This is a genomic window from Pseudonocardia nematodicida, assembly GCF_040105385.1.
In the GTDB taxonomy this organism is placed as follows: Bacteria; Actinomycetota; Actinomycetes; order Mycobacteriales; family Pseudonocardiaceae; genus Pseudonocardia; species Pseudonocardia nematodicida.
The window spans coordinates 806,166-821,375 of the sequence record NZ_JBEDNQ010000001.1; the positions used below are offsets into that span (position 1 = coordinate 806,166).

The following is a 15,210-nucleotide window of genomic DNA, read 5'->3' on the forward strand; positions in this document are numbered from 1 at the left end:
CGAGGGGCACGGGAGGGAGATTTCACGACGCGGAAGGCAGGTCCACCGTGTCCGCGGCGGCCGTCGCGGCGAGCCAGCGCTCGGCCTCGATCGCCGCCGCGCAGCCCGTCCCGGCCGCGGTGATCGCCTGCCGGTAGTGCCGGTCGACCAGGTCCCCGCAGGCGAACACGCCGGGCAGCGCGGTCCGGGTCCCCGGCGCGAGGGTGCGGACGTAGCCCTCGTCGTCGAGGTCGAGCTGGCCGGCCACCAGGCCGCTGCGCGGGTCGTGACCGATCGCGACGAACATCCCGGCGACGTCCAGTGCGGACTCGGCCCCGTCCCGGACGTCGCGCAGCCGCAGTCTCTCCACAGTGGAGTACCCGGAGACGGCGACGACCTCCTGGTGGGTCCGCCACCGGATCGCCGGGTTCGTCCGCGCCCGCTCCAGCATGATCGCCGAGGCGCGGAACTCGTCGCGCCGGTGCACCACGGTGACGGTGCGGGCGAACCGGGTCAGGAACTCCGCCTCCTCCATCGCCGAGTCCCCGCCGCCGACGACCGCCACGTCGCGGTCCCGGAAGAAGAACCCGTCGCAGGTCGCGCACGAGGACACGCCCCGCCCCAGCAGCTCCTGCTCACCGGGCACGCCGAGGTAGCGGGGCTCGGCGCCGGTGGCGAGCACGACCGCGCGGGCCCGGTGCACGGTGCCGTGCGCGACGACCTCCTTCACCGGTCCGGTGAGATCGAGACGCTCGACGTCCTCGGCGCGCAGCTCGGCGCCGAACCGCCGAGCCTGGTCGCGCATCCGCTCCATCAGCCCCGGCCCGTCGACGGCGTCCGGGAACCCCGGGTAGTTCTCGACGTCGGTGGTGGTCATCAGGGCGCCGCCGTAGCGGGTGCCCTCGAAGACCAGCGGGACGAGCCGCGCCCGCGCGGCGTACACCGCGGCGGTGTAGCCGGCCGGGCCGGAGCCGACGACGATCAGCTCGTGCACGGGCGCGCTCACGGCGTCTCCGGCTGGTCGCTCAGCCACACCTCGGCCAGCCGGCGGCCCTGGAGGATCGGGCTCGGGTACAGGTCCTGTACCCGGTCGGAGTTGATCGCGTAGTCGAACTTCTGGATCGGGTAGAGCCCCTGGGCGATCTCGGTCTCCATCCGGGTCTGCATCTCCCGGTAGGTCTCGCGCTGCGCGTCGAGGTCGGTGGCCGCGCGGGTGCCGGCGTAGTCGGCGACCAGCTGGGGGTCGTCGACGAGTGCGTAGTTCTCGATGTAGTCCGGCATGAAGTCGCGGAACGCCTGGTCGGGCAGGTGCACGGTGCGCAGCGCCTTGGCCATCGCGAAGTCGTGGTTGCGGCGGCGTTCGATGCCGGTGCCGGGGTCGACGGTCTCCAGCGTCACCCGGATCCCGACCTCGGCCAGGTCGGCCTGGATCCACTGCGCCTCGCGGACGTCCTCGTCGTCGACCCGCTGGACCATCATCGTGGTGTCGAACCCGTCGGCCAGGCCGGCCTCGGCCAGCAGGCTGCGGGCCTGCTCGGGATCGAAGGGGCGCAGCTCGCGCACCTCGTCGGCGGACAGCGCCGCGTCGGTGATGTCCGGGCGCAGGATCGAGGTGAGGTTGAACGATCCGCGGATGTTCTCGCCCATGCCCTCCCAGTCGACCGCGAGCATCACCGCGCGCCGCACACGCAGGTCGCCGAACGGCTCCGACTGCGGGTTCAGGTAGAAGCTGACCGGCGCGCCCGGGGTCTCGGTGACGGTGAGGTCGTCGCGGAACTCGTTCGCGACGTTGATGTCGCTGGTGGTGCCGATGTCGAGGCGGCCACTGCGCATCGCGGCGGTCATCGCCGCGGTGTCGTTGATGACGGGGCGGCGGATCTCGTCGAGGTAGGGCCGGTCCGGGACGTAGTACTCGGTGTTGCGGGTCAGCACCCACTCGACGTCCTGGTTGTGCTCGGTGAGCACGAACGGGCCGGTGCCGATGGCGACGGTGTCGAGGTCGTAGGCCCCCTCGACGCCTTCCCTCGGGATCATGAGGAAGGTGTGGTAGGCCATGTACTCCAGCAACGGCGCGAACGGAGTGCTCAGCCGCACCACCACGGTGTGCTCGTCCGGTGCCTCCACCGACTCGACGGCCTCGAGCATGTAGGCCTGCAGCCCGCGTTCCTTCATCGCGGTGAGCGTGGCGACGACGTCGTCGGCGACGAACGGGCGCCCGTTCACCGGTGCGACGTCGTGCCAGGTGACGTCCTGGCGCAGGTCGAAGGTGTAGGTGAGCCCGTCGTCGGAGATCTCCCAGGACTCGGCCAGGTCGGGGACGATCTCCAGCTCGGTCACGTCCGGGCCGGTCCGGTAGTCGACCAGCTTGCCGTAGACGGTGCCGGAGATGATCCCGGTGGCGCTCGGGTCGGAGCTCTCCAGCGGGTTGATGTCGGTGGAGACCTCGGCGGGCAGCTGCATCACCAGCGATCCGCCCGGCCGGGGGTCGCCGACCGGCCCGTCGTTGCCGCCGCCCCCGCCCCCTCCCCCGCAGGCGGTCAGGACGAGCGCGGTGACGAGCGCGAGTGCGGGCAGCCCGCGCCGCGCGTTCACACCGGCTCCCGGTCGAGCTCGCCGGTGACGTCGAGACCGACCAGCGGCACCGGGCCGGCAAGCTCGGTGGCCGCGGCCGGGGCGTAGGCGAAGTTCTTCGCCCGGGCGCCGCCGTCGACCACGAAGTCCTGGCCGGTGATCAGCCGGGCCTGGTCCGAGCACATCCAGGCGACGCAGTGCCCGATGTCGGTCGGCGTGCCGGTGCTGCCCATCGGGACCATCGGGATGCGATCGCCCGACCAGCGGGCGGGGCGGCGCCAGGACTCGGTGCCGGCCTCGCCGCCGATACCGCGACCGGGCCGCGGCCGGTCGAGGACACTGCGCCCGTCCAGCGCCGGGTTGTCCGGTGTCGGTGCGGTCGGGGTGAAGGAGTTGACCCGGATCCCGTACGGCGCCAGGTCCATGGCGGCGGCCCGCGTGAAGTTGTTGATCCCGCCCTTGTGGAACGCGTAGGCGATCACACCGGCCGATCCGGACCAGCCGTTGGACGAGGACACGTTCACGATCGAGCCGCGGGTGCCGCGCTCGGCCATGTGCCGGCCGACCTGCTGGGTGTTGAGGAAGCTGCCCAGCGCCGCGACCCGGACCGCCCGGTCGAAGAACTCGGCGCTCTCGTCCAGCACGCCCCTGCCACCGAGCAGGGCGGCGTTGTTCACCAGGATGTCGATCCCGCCGAGCTCGTCCACGATCCGTCCGATGTATCCGGTGACCTGCTCGGGGTCGGTGACGTCGCCGGGCACGGCGATCGCCCGCCCGTCGTTGCGCTCGATCCGGGCGACCGCGGCGGCCGCGGCGTCCGGGTCGATGTCGTTGCACGCGACGGTGGCGCCGTAGCGGGCCAGCGCCAGCGCGATACCGCTGCCGATGTTCGGTCCGGCCCCGGTGACCAGGGCCACCTTGCCGGCGAGGGAGATCTCCATCGATCGCTCCTAGAGGTGGGACGGGCCGCCGGGGCCGGCGGCGGGAGGCCGGTCGTCGGGACCGGGCTGTGCGGAGGTGCCGTCGGTCCGGTCGGCGGCCGCGGCGAGGCCGGGGGCGAGGCCGGCCGGCGGGCGCGGCCGCCACCAGCGGCGGGACTCGGTGAAGACGGTGCGCTGCAGCCGCGGGTCCAGGTGGTCGCGCAGTGCGTCGCCGAGCAGGTTGAGGCTGAACACGGCGAGCGAGAGCAGGATCGCCGGGACGACGATCATCCACGGGGCGCGCTCGACGTAGCGGACGCCCTCGGAGAGCATCATCCCCCAGGACGGCGTGGGCGGCGGCGGTCCGATGCCCAGGAAGCTGAGTGCGGACTCGGCGATGATCACGCCCGCGAAGATCAGGCTGGCCAGCGTGAACACCGGTGCGAGGATGTTCGGCAGCACGTGCCGGAACAGGATCCGGCCGAGCCCGGCCCCGGTGGCGCGGGCCGCCTCGACGTAGCGCTCCTCGCGCACCCGCAGCGTCTCGCCGCGGGCGATCCGGTTGAACGCCGGTGTGATGACCACGGTCAGCGCGATGATGGTGTTCCGGACCGACGGCCCGAGGATCACCGCGATGAACAGCAGCAGCACGATGCCGGGGACGGCCTGCACGGCGTCCATCACCCGCTGCAGGACCAGGTCCACCCCGCGCCCGGCGTAGCCGGAGACCACTCCGATCGTCGTGCCGAGCACCAGGCTGACCGCGGTCGTCGCCACCCCGATGAGCAGCGAGGTCCGCGCCCCGTGCAGCGACCGGGAGAGCACGTCGCGGCCGAGGTCGTCGGTGCCCAGCCAGAACTGCGCCGAGGGCTCGGCGAGGATGTCGCGCCGGAACTGCTCCAGCGGGTCGTACGGCGCGACCAGCGGCGCGAGGAGTCCGCAGAGGACGAACAGGGTCAGCACGGAGAGCGCGACCGCACCGAGGGGCTGGGACCGGACGAACCGGCCGACGGCCGCCGCGACGGCCCGCAGCCGCCCGGCCGTCGTCGTCGGGGCGGTCCCGGTGGGGGCGGCTGGGGCGGGCGGTGCCGCACCGCCGGTGGGCAGGGTGCTCACGACAGCGCCCTTCCGGTCCGGATCCGCGGATCGACCCAGGCGTAGAGCAGGTCGATCACGATGATCGTCACGATGAACAGGGCGGCGTAGAAGATCGTGCAGCTGACGACGACCGGGTAGTCGCGTTCCAGCACGGCGGTGTAGACGAGCTGTCCGGTCCCGGGGATCCCGAACATCTGCTCCAGGATCACCGTGCCGCCGAGGATCGTCGCGAGCTCCAGGCCGAGCAGGGTGAGCACGGCGATGGTCGAGTTCCGCGCGGCGTGCTTGCCGATCACCGTGCGCTCCCCCGCCCCCTTGGCCCGGACGGTGCGCACGTAGTCGGAGTTCAGCGACTCCAGCAGCGACGAGCGCGCCATCCGGGCGGTACCGGCCATGCCTGCGGTCCCGAGCGCGATCACCGGGATCGCCATCTGCTGGATCCAGCCGGCCGGGTCCTCGGTGAGCGGCCGGTAGGCCAGCGGCGGCGACCAGTTGAGCCAGACCGCGCAGGCGGTCAGCACCAGCAGCGCGACGACGAAGTTCGGCACCGAGAGGAACGCGACCGCGAAGGTGCGGACGGCGCCGTCGACGGCGGTGCCCCGGGTGACGGCGGCCAGCACCCCGAGCCCGACCCCGGCCACCGTCGCGAACACCAGCGCGAGCAGCCCGAGGGTGACGGTCACCGGGATGCGTTGCAGGAACAGCTCCGCGACCGGGGCTCCGGTGTAGAACGAGGTCCCGAGATCGCCGCGGACCACGCCGGCCAGCCAGTTCCCGAGCTGCACCCAGACCGGGACGTCGAGCCCGAACTCGGCGCGCAGCGCAGCGGCCTCCTCGGGGCCGGCGCCGGAGTCGACCAGCTGCAGGGTCACCGCGTCGCCGGGGACCAGCCGCATGAGCACGAAGACCAGGACGGTGACCAGGCCCATCACCACGGCGCCGTAGGCAAGCCGGCGCGCCACGTAGCGGATCACGGCGAGACCACCGGGTCCCGGCGGTCCCCGGAGTCACGCGAGTCGACCAGCCGGCACGCCACGTCCCGGTCGGGCACGGTGCGCAGCGGCGGGCGCTCGGTGTGGCACTCCGGCTCGGCGACCGGGCAGCGGGTGTGGAACCGGCAGCCGTCGGGCGGGTCGATCGCGCTGGGGACCTCACCGGTGACGGCCTCGGCGACCGGCCGGCGGGCCGCGGCGGCCGACGGGCCGAGGTCGCGGACGGCCGAGACCAGCATCCGGGTGTAGGGATGGCGCGGGTCGCGCAGCACGGCGTCGCCGTCCCCGCGCTCGACGATCTCGCCCAGGTACATGACGCAGACCTCGTCGGACATGTAGCGCACCACGTTCAGGTCGTGCGCGATGAACAGGTAGGAGATGCCGCTCTCGGCCTGCAGCCGGCGCAGCAGGTTGAGCACCTGCGCCTGCACCGAGACGTCCAGTGCGGACACCGCCTCGTCGCAGACGATCAGGTCCGGTCCGGTGGCCAGCGCCCGGGCGATCCCGATCCGCTGCGCCTGCCCGCCGGAGAACTGGTGGGCGTAGCGGTGCAGGTCGCGCGCGCCGAGCCCGACCCGCTCCAGCAGCTCGACGACCCGGTCGGCGAGCTCCTGCCCGCGGGCCATGCGGTGCACGACGAGCGGCTCGCCGACCGCCTGCAGGACGGTCATCCGCGGGTTCAGCGACCCGACGGGATCCTGGAAGACGATCTGCATCCGGCGCCGCAGTCGCCGCAGTGCCGCACCGGAGGCCGCGCCGAGGTCGGCGCCGTCGAACCTCAGCGCCCCCGAGGTCGGCTCGATCAGCCGCAGCGCGAGCCGGGCCACGGTGGACTTGCCCGACCCGGACTCGCCGACCAGGCCGACCGTGCGGCCGCGGGGGATGCTCAGCGAGACCCCGTTGACGGCCTGCACCGTCCCGCGCCCGGTGCGGAAGTGCTTGACGAGGTCGTGCGCCTCGAACAGCGGTGTGCCGTTCATCGGGTCGCCCCGGCCGCTCCGGCGAGCTCGGCCGCCGGGTCGGAGAGCCAGCACCGGCTCTCGCCGCCGTCCGGAGTCCCGACCACCGGGGGCTGCTCGGTCCGGCACCGTGGCACGGCCTCCGGGCAGCGCGGGTGGAAGCGGCAGCCGGCCGGGATCTCGCTCGGGTTCGGCACCCGGCCCGGGATCGCCGGTAGCGGCACGTCCCGGCCGGTGTCCACGGTCGGCACCGAGGTGATCAGCGCCCGGGTGTAGGGATGGGCGGGCGCGGCGAGGACCCGATCGGTGCGGCCCCGCTCGACGACCTGCCCGGCGTACATCACGACGACCCGGTCGGCCATCCGGGCGACGACCGACATGTCGTGCGTGATCAGCAGCAGCGCCGCGCCGTGCTCGGCCTGCAGCCGGCGCATCAGCGCGAGGATCTGCGCCTCGACCGTGACGTCCAGCGCGGTGGTGGGCTCGTCGGCGATGAGCAGCCCGGGATCGCAGGCCAGTGCCATCGCCACCCCGACCCGCTGCTGCTGGCCGCCGGACAGCTCGTGCGGGTAGGACCGCATCCGGCGCTCCGGGTCGGGCAGCCCGACCTCGCGCAGCAGCTCCACCGCCCGGGCCCGGGCCTGCGCCCGCGTCGTCGGCCGGTGCACCCGGATCGCCTCGACGACCTGGTCGCCGACCGAGAACAGCGGGTCGAGGGCACTCATCGGGTTCTGGAAGATCATCGCGATCTCGGCGCCGCGCAGCGTCCGCAGCCGGTCGCGGCCGGCACCGGTCAGCTCCTCCCCGCGCAGGGTGATCGTGCCGCTCGCGACCCGGCCGGGGCCGAGCAGGCCGAGCACGGCCAGCGAGGTGACACTCTTGCCCGACCCGGACTCGCCGACCACGGCGACCGTCTCTCCCGGGCGGACGTCGAACGACACCCCCGCGACGACCTCCACCGCGCCGGACGGCGTCGGGAACTCGACCCGCAGGTCCTCGACCTGCAGCAGCGTTCCCGACCCGGCGCCCGGGTCGTTCTCGGTCTGGACCATCGACGGCTCCCTCGGACTGTCGCGGGGCGTCCTCGCCCCGTGACCTGCGATGACGCTACGAGTGGTGAGCAGTGCTCCACATCGGCCTTTTCGCCACCCGGAAGGCCGGTTCCGGATGGTGATCTTGGTTGGCTGTGTAGCTGTGTGGCTCAGGGGAAGACGACGGTCCGGTTGCCCAGCACCGCGACCCGGTTCTCGCAGTGCCGGCGCACCGCCCGGGCGAGCGCGAGGGTCTCGGCCTCGCGCCCGCGCGCGGCGAGCTGGTCCGGGCTCAGCGAGTGGTCGACCCGGAGCAGCTCCTGCTCGATGATCGGGCCCTCGTCCAGGTCGGCGGTCACGTAGTGCGCGGTCGCACCGATGACCTTGACGCCGCGGGCGTGCGCCTGGTGGTAGGGCCGGGCGCCCTTGAAGCTCGGCAGCATCGAGTGGTGGATGTTGATCGCGCGCCCGGCCAGCTCGGTGCACACGTCGTCCGAGAGCACCTGCATGTACCGGGCGAGCACCACCAGGTCGACGTCCTCGGACCGGACGAGCTCGAGCAGCGCGGCCTCGGCCTCCGGCTTGCCGCCCGGCGGGACCGGCACGTGCCGGAACGGGACCCCGAAGCCGTCGGCCAGCTTGCCGAGGTCGGGGTGGTTCGACACCACCGCGACGACGTCGAGGGCCAGCTCCCCGATCGAGGACCGGAAGAGCAGGTCGTTCAGGCAGTGCGCAAACCGGCTCACCATGATCACGACGCGGTGCCGGCGGGCGGGGTCGTCGAGCCGCCAGGTCATCCCGAACCGCTCGGCGAGCGGGGCGAACGCCGCCCGCATCGCCGGCAGCCCGACGTCGGCGCCGTCGGTGCGTGCGAACTCGACGCGCAGGAAGAAGGTGCCGGTGGTCGAGCTCCCGAACTGCTGGCTCTGCAGGATCGTGCAGCCGTGCTCGAGCAGCAGCCCGGAGACCGCGTGCACGATGCCCGGGACGTCCGGGCAGGACAGCAGCAGGGCGCCGTGCCGGGCGCTCATCCGGGTGCCCCCACCGACGCCCTGGCCGGCGCGCCGGCCAGGGCGGCATCCACGGTGGACCGCAGCAGGCAGGCGTCGGTGACCGGTCCGACGCCGCCGGGCACCGGGGTGAGGGCCCGGACCCGCGGCGCGACCGAGCCGGCGTCGACGTCGCCGACGGTCCGGGGACGCCCGTCCGGGCCGCGGACGGTGTGGATCCCGACGTCGACCACCACCGCGTCCGGGGACACGTGCTCGGCCCGGATCAGCCCGGGCCGTCCGGCCGCGACGACGAGCACGTCGGCCCACCGGGTGAAGCGCCCGAGCCCGCCGGTCCGGTCGGCCCACTCGTCGATCGACTGGACACCCGCCTGCCGGGCGCACCCGAGCGCGACGACCGGGGCGCCGACGGTCACCGACCGCCCCACCACGACGATCCGGGACCGCCGGTAGAACGCCGCCCGGTCCTCGCCGCAGGCGTCCAGCCAGCCGTCGAGCAGGTGGAACACCGCCGCGGCGGTCGAGGGCACGAACCGCGGGGAGCCCAGCGCCAGCAGGCCGGCGTTCTCCGGGTGCAGCGCCTCGACGTCCTTGGCCGGGTCCAGCGCGCGGAACACCGCGGTCGGGTCGAGGTGGGCCGGCAGCGGGCGCAGCACGAGGATCCCGGAGACCGCGGGGTCGGAGTTCAGTGCCGCGACGGCGTCGAGCACCTCCCGCTGTGACGCGCCGGCGGGCAGTGTGTGGGCCCGGTGGTGCACGCCGAGGCGTCCGGCCAGCGCCGCCAGCCGCCGGACGTACATCGCCGCACCCGGGTCCGTGCCGACCGCCAGGGTCGCCAGGCCGGGCCGGCCACCGTCGCCGCGCAGTTCCCGCACCCGGTCCGCCAGGTCCGCGGCGAGCGCCCGCGCGCTCGCCCGGCCGTCGATCAGGTCCGCGACCACGCCGGTCACCCGGCCCGTTCGATCCGGCGCCGGCGCCAGGCCTCGGTGCTGGCGAGGTCGTTGAACGTGAAGACGTGCACCCCGCCCAGGCCGGAGTCCGGCCGGGCGAGAGCGGGAGCCAGCCCGCGCAGCAGCCGGTCCGGGTTGTAGCCGCCGGGCAGCAGGAACCGCCACAGCAGCCCGGTCTGCTTGGCCAGGAAGCGGGCGGACTGGCCCAGCCCGAGGCCCGCCGAGACGCGCACGAGCTTCTGCCGGGACACCGCGCCGGGGATCCCGACCCGGACCGGCAGGGTCACGCCGCGGGCCGGCAGCCCGGCCGCCCACCGGGTGGTGACCCCGGCGTCGAAGCAGAGCTGGGTGATCACCTGGGTGGCGTGCGGGGCCTTGTCGCGCAGCGCGGCGTCGAGCCGGACGTCGTCGATCCGGCCGTGCCCCTCGGGGTAGCCGCCGATCCCGACCTCGGTGAAGAGGCGCCCGAGCTCGTCCAGGTCGCGCAGCAGGCCGAGCGCGTCGGTGTAGCTCCCGGCCGGCTCGGGGGCGTCGCCGGCGATCACGAAGATCCGCTCGACGCCGCCGTCGCGCAGCCTCGCCACGATGTCGGCAAGGTGCGCCCGGTCGCGGACCAGCCGGGCCGCGAGGTGTGGGGCAACCCGGTAGCCGTGCCCGGTGAGGCGGACGGCCAGGTCGAGGGTCGGGTCGAGGCCCTTGGCCTCGGTCGTGGTCACGGTCAGCCCGGTCGCCGGGGAGACGTGCTCGCACACCGAGTCCTCGGTGCCGCGGAACGGCAGGATCTCGTAGGTCGCGTCGCGCAGGGCGCGGGCCACCGCGCCACGGGCCCGGAGGGCCTCGTGGGCGCCGCCCGGGACCGCGGCGGGAACGTGCTCGCCGCCCGTGTCCGGCCCGGACTGCGGGGAGTCGGCCACCGAGGTCATCACGCCTCCGGATGTCGGGGAACGCCGCGGAGCGGACGCTCCCGGCGTGCGTTCGACGCTAGGAATCCCGGGCCCCGGCGGGATCGCGCGGACGACCCGACCCGCCTCGGCGGCGGTCGCGCCGGGCCCGCGACGATCGACGTAGCTCAGCCCGCGCGGTTGTCGAACAGGGCCAGGCCGGCGGCGGTGTTCGACGCCGGCACGTGGTAGGCGGTGTGCACGGTGCGCACGGTCGGGTTCAGCGCCCCGCGCATCACCAGCCACATGATCAGCTCGATGCCCTCGGACCCGGCGAGGCGGATGTAGTCGTCGCGGTGCAGCGCGGTCAGCTTCTCCGGGTCCCGGGCGACGGCGTCGAGGAACATGTGGTCGAACTCGGGGTTCACGAACCCCGCACGGGCCCCGGCCAGCTGGTGCGACATGCCGCCGGTCCCCAGCACACCGACCGTCCCGACGCCGTCGTAGCTCGCGATCGCCCGGCCCAGCGCCTGCCCGAGCGCGTAGCAGCGCGCCGCGCTCGGCTGCGGGTAGCGGATGACGTTGACCATCACCGGGATGACCGGGCACGGCCAGGCCTCTCCCGGGTCCGGCGTCCACACCGAGAGCGGGACGGTGAACCCGTGGTCCACGTCCAGCTCGGAGAACACGGTCAGGTCGAAGCCCTCGTCGATCAGGTTCTGGACCAGGTGGAACGCCATCTCGGGAGCCCCGACGACGTCCGGGACCCGGCGCCGGCCGAAGCCCTCGTCGGCGACCCGGTAGTGGTCGGCGGTACCGATCCCGAAGGTCGGGGTGATGTCGAGGTCCACGCCGTTGGCGTGGTCGTTGTAGATCAGGATCGCCACGTCCGGGTTGCGCCCGGCCAGCCACTCGCGGGCCGGCGCGTAGCCCTCGAACAGCGGCGCCCACAGTGGGTCGGCGACCAGGCCCCTGTCCATCGCGGCACCGATCGAGGGCACGTGCGAGGTCCCGAGACCCCAGATCACCTCAGACATCGCGGCGTCCCCCCGCCCGCATCGCGGCCGTGAACTCGGCCTCGGACATCCCGGTGAAGACGCCGCCGAGGTACTGCATGGACAGCCCGTCCATCATGGCCAGCTTGTAGATGTAGAAGATGCTGCCGCCCAGGTCGAGCATCGCCTGCCAGTCCCGGTCCAGGACGGCGGCCGTGTGCGCCTCGGACAGGCCGAAGCGCGCGCAGTAGGCGGCCTCACCGGCCCGGAACTCGGCGCGGGCGTGCTCGTCGCGGAGCGAGGAGAACATACGGTTCATCGTCTGGCCGCGCCGTCCGGCCGGGCCGTCGAAGACGTAGGTCCCGGCCGGTCCGGGAACGGTGTCGTCGGGCACCAGGCACCTCACACCAGGTGCCGGGTCAGGAAGGTGACCACGCACGCGGGCTTCGCCGCGCCCTCGGCCGTGATCGTCAGCGTGGTCGTCAGCTGCACCCCGCCGGGCACCTCGGCCACGGAGTCGAGCACCGCGGAGCCGGTCAGCACCGAGCCGACCGGCACCGGGGACGGGAACCGGACCCGCTCGCAGCCGTAGTTCACCACCGTCGTGAACCCGGTGAGGTCCAGGATCTGCCCGAACAGCCGGGGTACCAGGGACAGCGTCAGGTAGCCGTGCGCGATCGTGCCGCCGAACGGGCCGGACCTGGCCCGCTCCGGGTCGACGTGGATCCACTGGTGGTCGCCGGTGGCGTCGGCGAACAGGTCGACCGACTTCTGGTCGATCTCGACCGGGTCGCTGTGCCCCAGAACGGTGCCGGTGGGCAGCGCGAGCGCTCCGCCGACGCCGTGCGCGGTCGTGGTCATCTCTACGGTCCTTCCAGATCGAGCGGGGTGGGCAGGTGGTCACACAGCTCCTTGCCGAGCGGACCGGTGAACTCCTCGGCGACCGCGTCGGCGGTCCAGCCGCCCTCGCGCAGCCGCTCGGCGACGATCTCGGGGTGGGTCCACAGCGCGATCCGGTCGCCGCCGGTGGCGATCGCCTGGCCGGTGACCTCCCCGGACGCCGCCGAGGCCAGCCACACGACCACCGCGGCCGCGTCGTCGGCGGTGCCGAGGCCCTGGCGGCGCAGGTGCGCGGGCACCGGCTCGCCACGGTCGGCGGACTCGACGAGCTCCCCGAGCCCGGGGATGGTGGCGACCATCCGGGTCAGCGCGGTCGGGATCACCGCGTTCGCGGTGACCCCGATCCGGGCGTACTCGGCGGCCCAAGTGCGGGTCATCGCCACGATCGCCGCCTTCGACGCCGAGTACGTGGTCTGCCCGAAGCTGGCGCGCTGCCCGGCCGGGGAGCCGACCAGGATCAGCCGTCCCCCTTCGCCCTGCTCGCGGAACCGGACGACGGCGGCCCGGGCGCAGGTGAAGGTCCCGCGCAGGTGACTGCCGACGACCAGGTCGAAGTCCTCCTCGGTCGTGTTGCGCAGCGTGCGGTCCCGCAGCGCGCCGGCGTTGGTGACCATCGCGTCCAGCCGGCCGTACTCGGACACCGCCCGCGCGACGAGCGCGTCGGCGGTCCCGGCCGGGCCGACCGGCCCGGTCTCGGCGACCGCGGCGCCACCGGCGTCCACGATGGACCGAACAGTCTGCGCCGCGACGTCGGCGTCGATGTCGTTCACCACCACCGAGGCACCGGCGGTGGCGAGCGCCCGCGCGTACGCGCGACCGAGTCCACGGCCCGCTCCGGTCACCACGGCGACCCTGCCGTCGAGCATGTCCCCTCCTCGCGCTGCGGGCGCCCGCCCGCTTCCGTCGACGCTAGGAGGAGACCCCGCGCGTCCGGATGGCGCCGATGACGGGTTCGGTGGCGGCAGCCGTCGCACCCGTCCTACGTCGTCCGTCGCGGACGCCGGGGTGGAACTCAGGCCGGGGGCGGGACGAGCCCCTGCCGGATCGCGACGAGCGCCGCCTGGGTGCGCGAGGTCAGCTGCAGCTTGCGCAGCACGTTCGACACGTGGGTGCGCGCGGTCCGCTCGCTGATCACCAGCTCGTCGGCGATCTCCTGGTTGGACCGTCCCCTGGCGACCTGGACGAGCACGTCGCGCTCCCGGCCGGTGAGCGCGGCGAGCCCGGTGGGCGGCGCGACGATCTCCCGGGTCAGCCGGCGCGCGACGGCCGGGTCCAGGTAGACCTCGCCGGCCGCGGCGGCCCGTACGGCGGCGACCACCTCGTCCGGCTCGGCGTCCTTGAGCAGGTAGCCCGACGCCCCGTGGGACAGCGCGGTGTGCACCCGCTCGGTCTCGCCGAAGCTGGTCAGCACCACCACCCGGACGGCCGGGTGGCGGGCGGTGATCCGGGACGTGGCCTCGGCACCGTCCAGGCCGGGCATCAGCAGGTCGATCAGGACGACGTCGGGCAGCTCGCCGTGCGCGGCCATCGCGTCCAGCCGCTCCAGGGCCTCCCCGCCGTCGGCCGCCTCGGCGACCACCTGCAGGTCGTCGCTGACCTCCAGGTAGGCGCGGATCCCGCGGCGGACCACGGCGTGGTCGTCGACCACCATCAGCCGGATGCCCGGACCGGCGTCGGGCGCCCCGGGCCCGGTGCGGCCGCCGTGCCGGGGCCCCGGCCGTCCGTGCGGCGGCGCTCCCGCCGTCACCGGTCCCGTCGGTCGTACCCGCCCGGACATCGGCGCTCCTCCCCCGGTGGCCGTCGCCGCCCGCCCCGTCGCGGGCGCCGCGCACCACCGGTCCGCCCAGCATGCCGCCGGCACCGCTCCGGGAGAACCGTCGCGGACCCGCGGGCGCCGGATCTACGTCATCCGTCGCGCCACCGCGGATGACATCCGGCCGAGCCCGACGCGTCGAAGCGCGCTGGCCGGGTGTCGCGGTCGATTCCTAGCGTGACCGTCGGCCCCGAGCGCGTCCCCGGAGCCGACCCACCCGCCCGACCACTCGACGAGGAGTGCCGTATGGACATCGACCGGCTGACCGCGATCGACGTGCACACCCACGTGCTGGCGTCGGTCACCGAGGAGGAGAGATCGGGGGTCGACTCCACCGCGCTGGCCGGACGGTTCGGCACGATCCCCGAGCTGACGGTGCCCGAGCTCGCCGCGCACTACCGCGAGCGCGAAATGGCGGCGGTGGTGTTCACGGTCGACTCGGCCACCCGTACCGGCCGTCCGCCGCGGGTGTCCAACGACGAGATCGCCGACCTCTCCGCCGAGCACTCCGACGTCCTGATCCCGTTCGGGAGCGTGGACCCGCACCGCGGTGAGGTCGCGATCCGGCAGGCGCGGCGGCTGATCGAGCGGGGCGGCGTGCGCGGATTCAAGTTCCACCCCAGCGACCAGGCGTTCTACCCGAACGATCCGATGGCCTACCCGCTCTACGAGGTGATCGCCGAGGCCGGCCTGCCCGCGCTGTTCCACAGTGGGCAGACCGGGGTCGGGGCCGGGCAGCGCGCGGGCGGTGGCATCCGGATCAAGTACTCCAACCCGCTGTTCCTCGACGACGTCGCCGTCGACTTCCCGGACATGCCGATCGTGATCGCACACCCGTCGGTGCCGTGGCAGGACGAGGCGCTCGCGGTCGCCGGGCACAAGCCGCAGGTCTGGATCGACCTGTCGGGGTGGTCGCCGAAGTACTTCCCGCCGCAGCTGGTCGCCCAGGCCAACTCGCTGCTGCAGGACAAGGTGCTGTTCGGGTCCGACTTCCCGGCGCTGTCCCCGGACCGCTGGATGGCCGACTTCGCCAAGCTCGACCTCAAGGACCACGTCCGCCCCAAGATCCTCAAGGACAACGCCGTGCGTCTCCTCGGGCTCGGGAGCTGAG

16 protein-coding genes are annotated in these 15,210 nt (G+C 73.9%); 1 reads left to right on the plus strand and 15 read right to left on the minus strand.

The window, feature by feature from the left end; all coding sequences use genetic code 11:
* Positions 1 to 22: 22 nt before the first annotated feature.
* The 15 genes from trxB to WIS52_RS03795 form a co-directional block, all read right to left on the minus strand.
* On the minus strand, positions 23 to 985 hold the full coding sequence (gene trxB, locus WIS52_RS03725; protein ID WP_349296644.1) for a thioredoxin-disulfide reductase: 963 nt from the start codon (positions 983 to 985) through the stop codon (positions 23 to 25).
* Positions 982 to 2,571 carry an ABC transporter substrate-binding protein gene (locus tag WIS52_RS03730; RefSeq protein ID WP_349296645.1) on the minus strand — a complete coding sequence of 530 codons (1,590 nt, stop codon included), beginning with the start codon at positions 2,569 to 2,571 and terminating at the stop codon, positions 982 to 984. Before WIS52_RS03730 ends, trxB begins: the two co-directional genes overlap by 4 nt.
* On the minus strand, positions 2,568 to 3,491 hold the full coding sequence (locus WIS52_RS03735) for an SDR family NAD(P)-dependent oxidoreductase (RefSeq protein WP_349296646.1): 924 nt from the start codon (positions 3,489 to 3,491) through the stop codon (positions 2,568 to 2,570). Before WIS52_RS03735 ends, WIS52_RS03730 begins: the two co-directional genes overlap by 4 nt.
* Before the next feature lie 9 nt (positions 3,492 to 3,500).
* A complete protein-coding gene (locus tag WIS52_RS03740; RefSeq protein ID WP_349296647.1) occupies positions 3,501 to 4,586 on the minus strand; it encodes an ABC transporter permease in 1,086 nt (361 codons plus the stop codon).
* Positions 4,583 to 5,542, minus strand: a complete 960-nt coding sequence (locus WIS52_RS03745; protein WP_349296648.1) for an ABC transporter permease — start codon at positions 5,540 to 5,542, stop codon at positions 4,583 to 4,585. Before WIS52_RS03745 ends, WIS52_RS03740 begins: the two co-directional genes overlap by 4 nt.
* Complete coding sequence (locus WIS52_RS03750; protein ID WP_349296649.1) at positions 5,539 to 6,540, minus strand: ABC transporter ATP-binding protein; 1,002 nt, start codon at positions 6,538 to 6,540, stop codon at positions 5,539 to 5,541. The genes WIS52_RS03745 and WIS52_RS03750 overlap by 4 nt, the downstream gene beginning before the upstream one ends.
* Positions 6,537 to 7,571, minus strand: a complete 1,035-nt coding sequence (locus tag WIS52_RS03755) for an ABC transporter ATP-binding protein (protein WP_349296650.1) — start codon at positions 7,569 to 7,571, stop codon at positions 6,537 to 6,539. The genes WIS52_RS03750 and WIS52_RS03755 overlap by 4 nt, the downstream gene beginning before the upstream one ends.
* Before the next feature lie 149 nt (positions 7,572 to 7,720).
* Positions 7,721 to 8,581, minus strand: a complete 861-nt coding sequence (gene purU, locus WIS52_RS03760) for a formyltetrahydrofolate deformylase (RefSeq protein WP_349296651.1) — start codon at positions 8,579 to 8,581, stop codon at positions 7,721 to 7,723.
* Positions 8,578 to 9,501: a bifunctional 5,10-methylenetetrahydrofolate dehydrogenase/5,10-methenyltetrahydrofolate cyclohydrolase gene (locus tag WIS52_RS03765; RefSeq protein WP_349296652.1), complete on the minus strand. Its 924-nt coding sequence runs from the start codon at positions 9,499 to 9,501 to the stop codon at positions 8,578 to 8,580. The genes purU and WIS52_RS03765 overlap by 4 nt, the downstream gene beginning before the upstream one ends.
* 5 nt (positions 9,502 to 9,506) lie before the next feature.
* Positions 9,507 to 10,433 (minus strand): methylenetetrahydrofolate reductase, encoded by a 927-nt coding sequence (locus tag WIS52_RS03770; RefSeq protein WP_349296653.1) that lies wholly within the window; start codon positions 10,431 to 10,433, stop codon positions 9,507 to 9,509.
* Between the two features lie 146 nt (positions 10,434 to 10,579).
* A complete protein-coding gene (locus tag WIS52_RS03775; protein WP_349296654.1) occupies positions 10,580 to 11,428 on the minus strand; it encodes a class III extradiol dioxygenase subunit beta in 849 nt (282 codons plus the stop codon).
* Positions 11,421 to 11,780, minus strand: a complete 360-nt coding sequence (locus WIS52_RS03780) for a protocatechuate 3,4-dioxygenase (RefSeq protein WP_349296655.1) — start codon at positions 11,778 to 11,780, stop codon at positions 11,421 to 11,423. The genes WIS52_RS03775 and WIS52_RS03780 overlap by 8 nt, the downstream gene beginning before the upstream one ends.
* Before the next feature lie 8 nt (positions 11,781 to 11,788).
* Positions 11,789 to 12,247, minus strand: a complete 459-nt coding sequence (locus WIS52_RS03785; protein ID WP_349296656.1) for a MaoC family dehydratase — start codon at positions 12,245 to 12,247, stop codon at positions 11,789 to 11,791.
* A 2-nt stretch (positions 12,248 to 12,249) separates the two neighbouring features.
* Positions 12,250 to 13,152, minus strand: a complete 903-nt coding sequence (locus WIS52_RS03790; protein WP_349296657.1) for an SDR family NAD(P)-dependent oxidoreductase — start codon at positions 13,150 to 13,152, stop codon at positions 12,250 to 12,252.
* A gap of 146 nt (positions 13,153 to 13,298) precedes the next feature.
* Positions 13,299 to 13,937 carry a response regulator transcription factor gene (locus WIS52_RS03795; RefSeq protein WP_349296792.1) on the minus strand — a complete coding sequence of 213 codons (639 nt, stop codon included), beginning with the start codon at positions 13,935 to 13,937 and terminating at the stop codon, positions 13,299 to 13,301.
* A 408-nt stretch (positions 13,938 to 14,345) separates the two neighbouring features.
* Between WIS52_RS03795 and WIS52_RS03800 the strand changes: the two genes are divergently transcribed.
* Positions 14,346 to 15,209: an amidohydrolase family protein gene (locus WIS52_RS03800; protein ID WP_349296658.1), complete on the plus strand. Its 864-nt coding sequence runs from the start codon at positions 14,346 to 14,348 to the stop codon at positions 15,207 to 15,209.
* Position 15,210 lies beyond the last annotated feature (1 nt).

What these genes read in the sequence shown, in the direction of transcription:
- WIS52_RS03770 (WP_349296653.1), bottom strand. Translation starts at nt 10,433, where the DNA reads ATGACCTCGGTGGCCGACTCCCCGCAGTCCGGGCCGGACACGGGCGGC.
- WIS52_RS03795 (WP_349296792.1), bottom strand. Translation starts at nt 13,937, where the DNA reads ATGGTGGTCGACGACCACGCCGTGGTCCGCCGCGGGATCCGCGCCTAC.
- WIS52_RS03790 (WP_349296657.1), bottom strand. Translation starts at nt 13,152, where the DNA reads ATGCTCGACGGCAGGGTCGCCGTGGTGACCGGAGCGGGCCGTGGACTC.
- WIS52_RS03735 (WP_349296646.1), bottom strand. Translation starts at nt 3,491, where the DNA reads ATGGAGATCTCCCTCGCCGGCAAGGTGGCCCTGGTCACCGGGGCCGGA.
- purU (WP_349296651.1), bottom strand. Translation starts at nt 8,581, where the DNA reads ATGAGCGCCCGGCACGGCGCCCTGCTGCTGTCCTGCCCGGACGTCCCG.
- WIS52_RS03775 (WP_349296654.1), bottom strand. Translation starts at nt 11,428, where the DNA reads ATGTCTGAGGTGATCTGGGGTCTCGGGACCTCGCACGTGCCCTCGATC.
- WIS52_RS03800 (WP_349296658.1), top strand. Translation starts at nt 14,346, where the DNA reads ATGGACATCGACCGGCTGACCGCGATCGACGTGCACACCCACGTGCTG.
- WIS52_RS03750 (WP_349296649.1), bottom strand. Translation starts at nt 6,540, where the DNA reads ATGAACGGCACACCGCTGTTCGAGGCGCACGACCTCGTCAAGCACTTC.
- WIS52_RS03755 (WP_349296650.1), bottom strand. Translation starts at nt 7,571, where the DNA reads ATGGTCCAGACCGAGAACGACCCGGGCGCCGGGTCGGGAACGCTGCTG.
- WIS52_RS03785 (WP_349296656.1), bottom strand. Translation starts at nt 12,247, where the DNA reads ATGACCACGACCGCGCACGGCGTCGGCGGAGCGCTCGCGCTGCCCACC.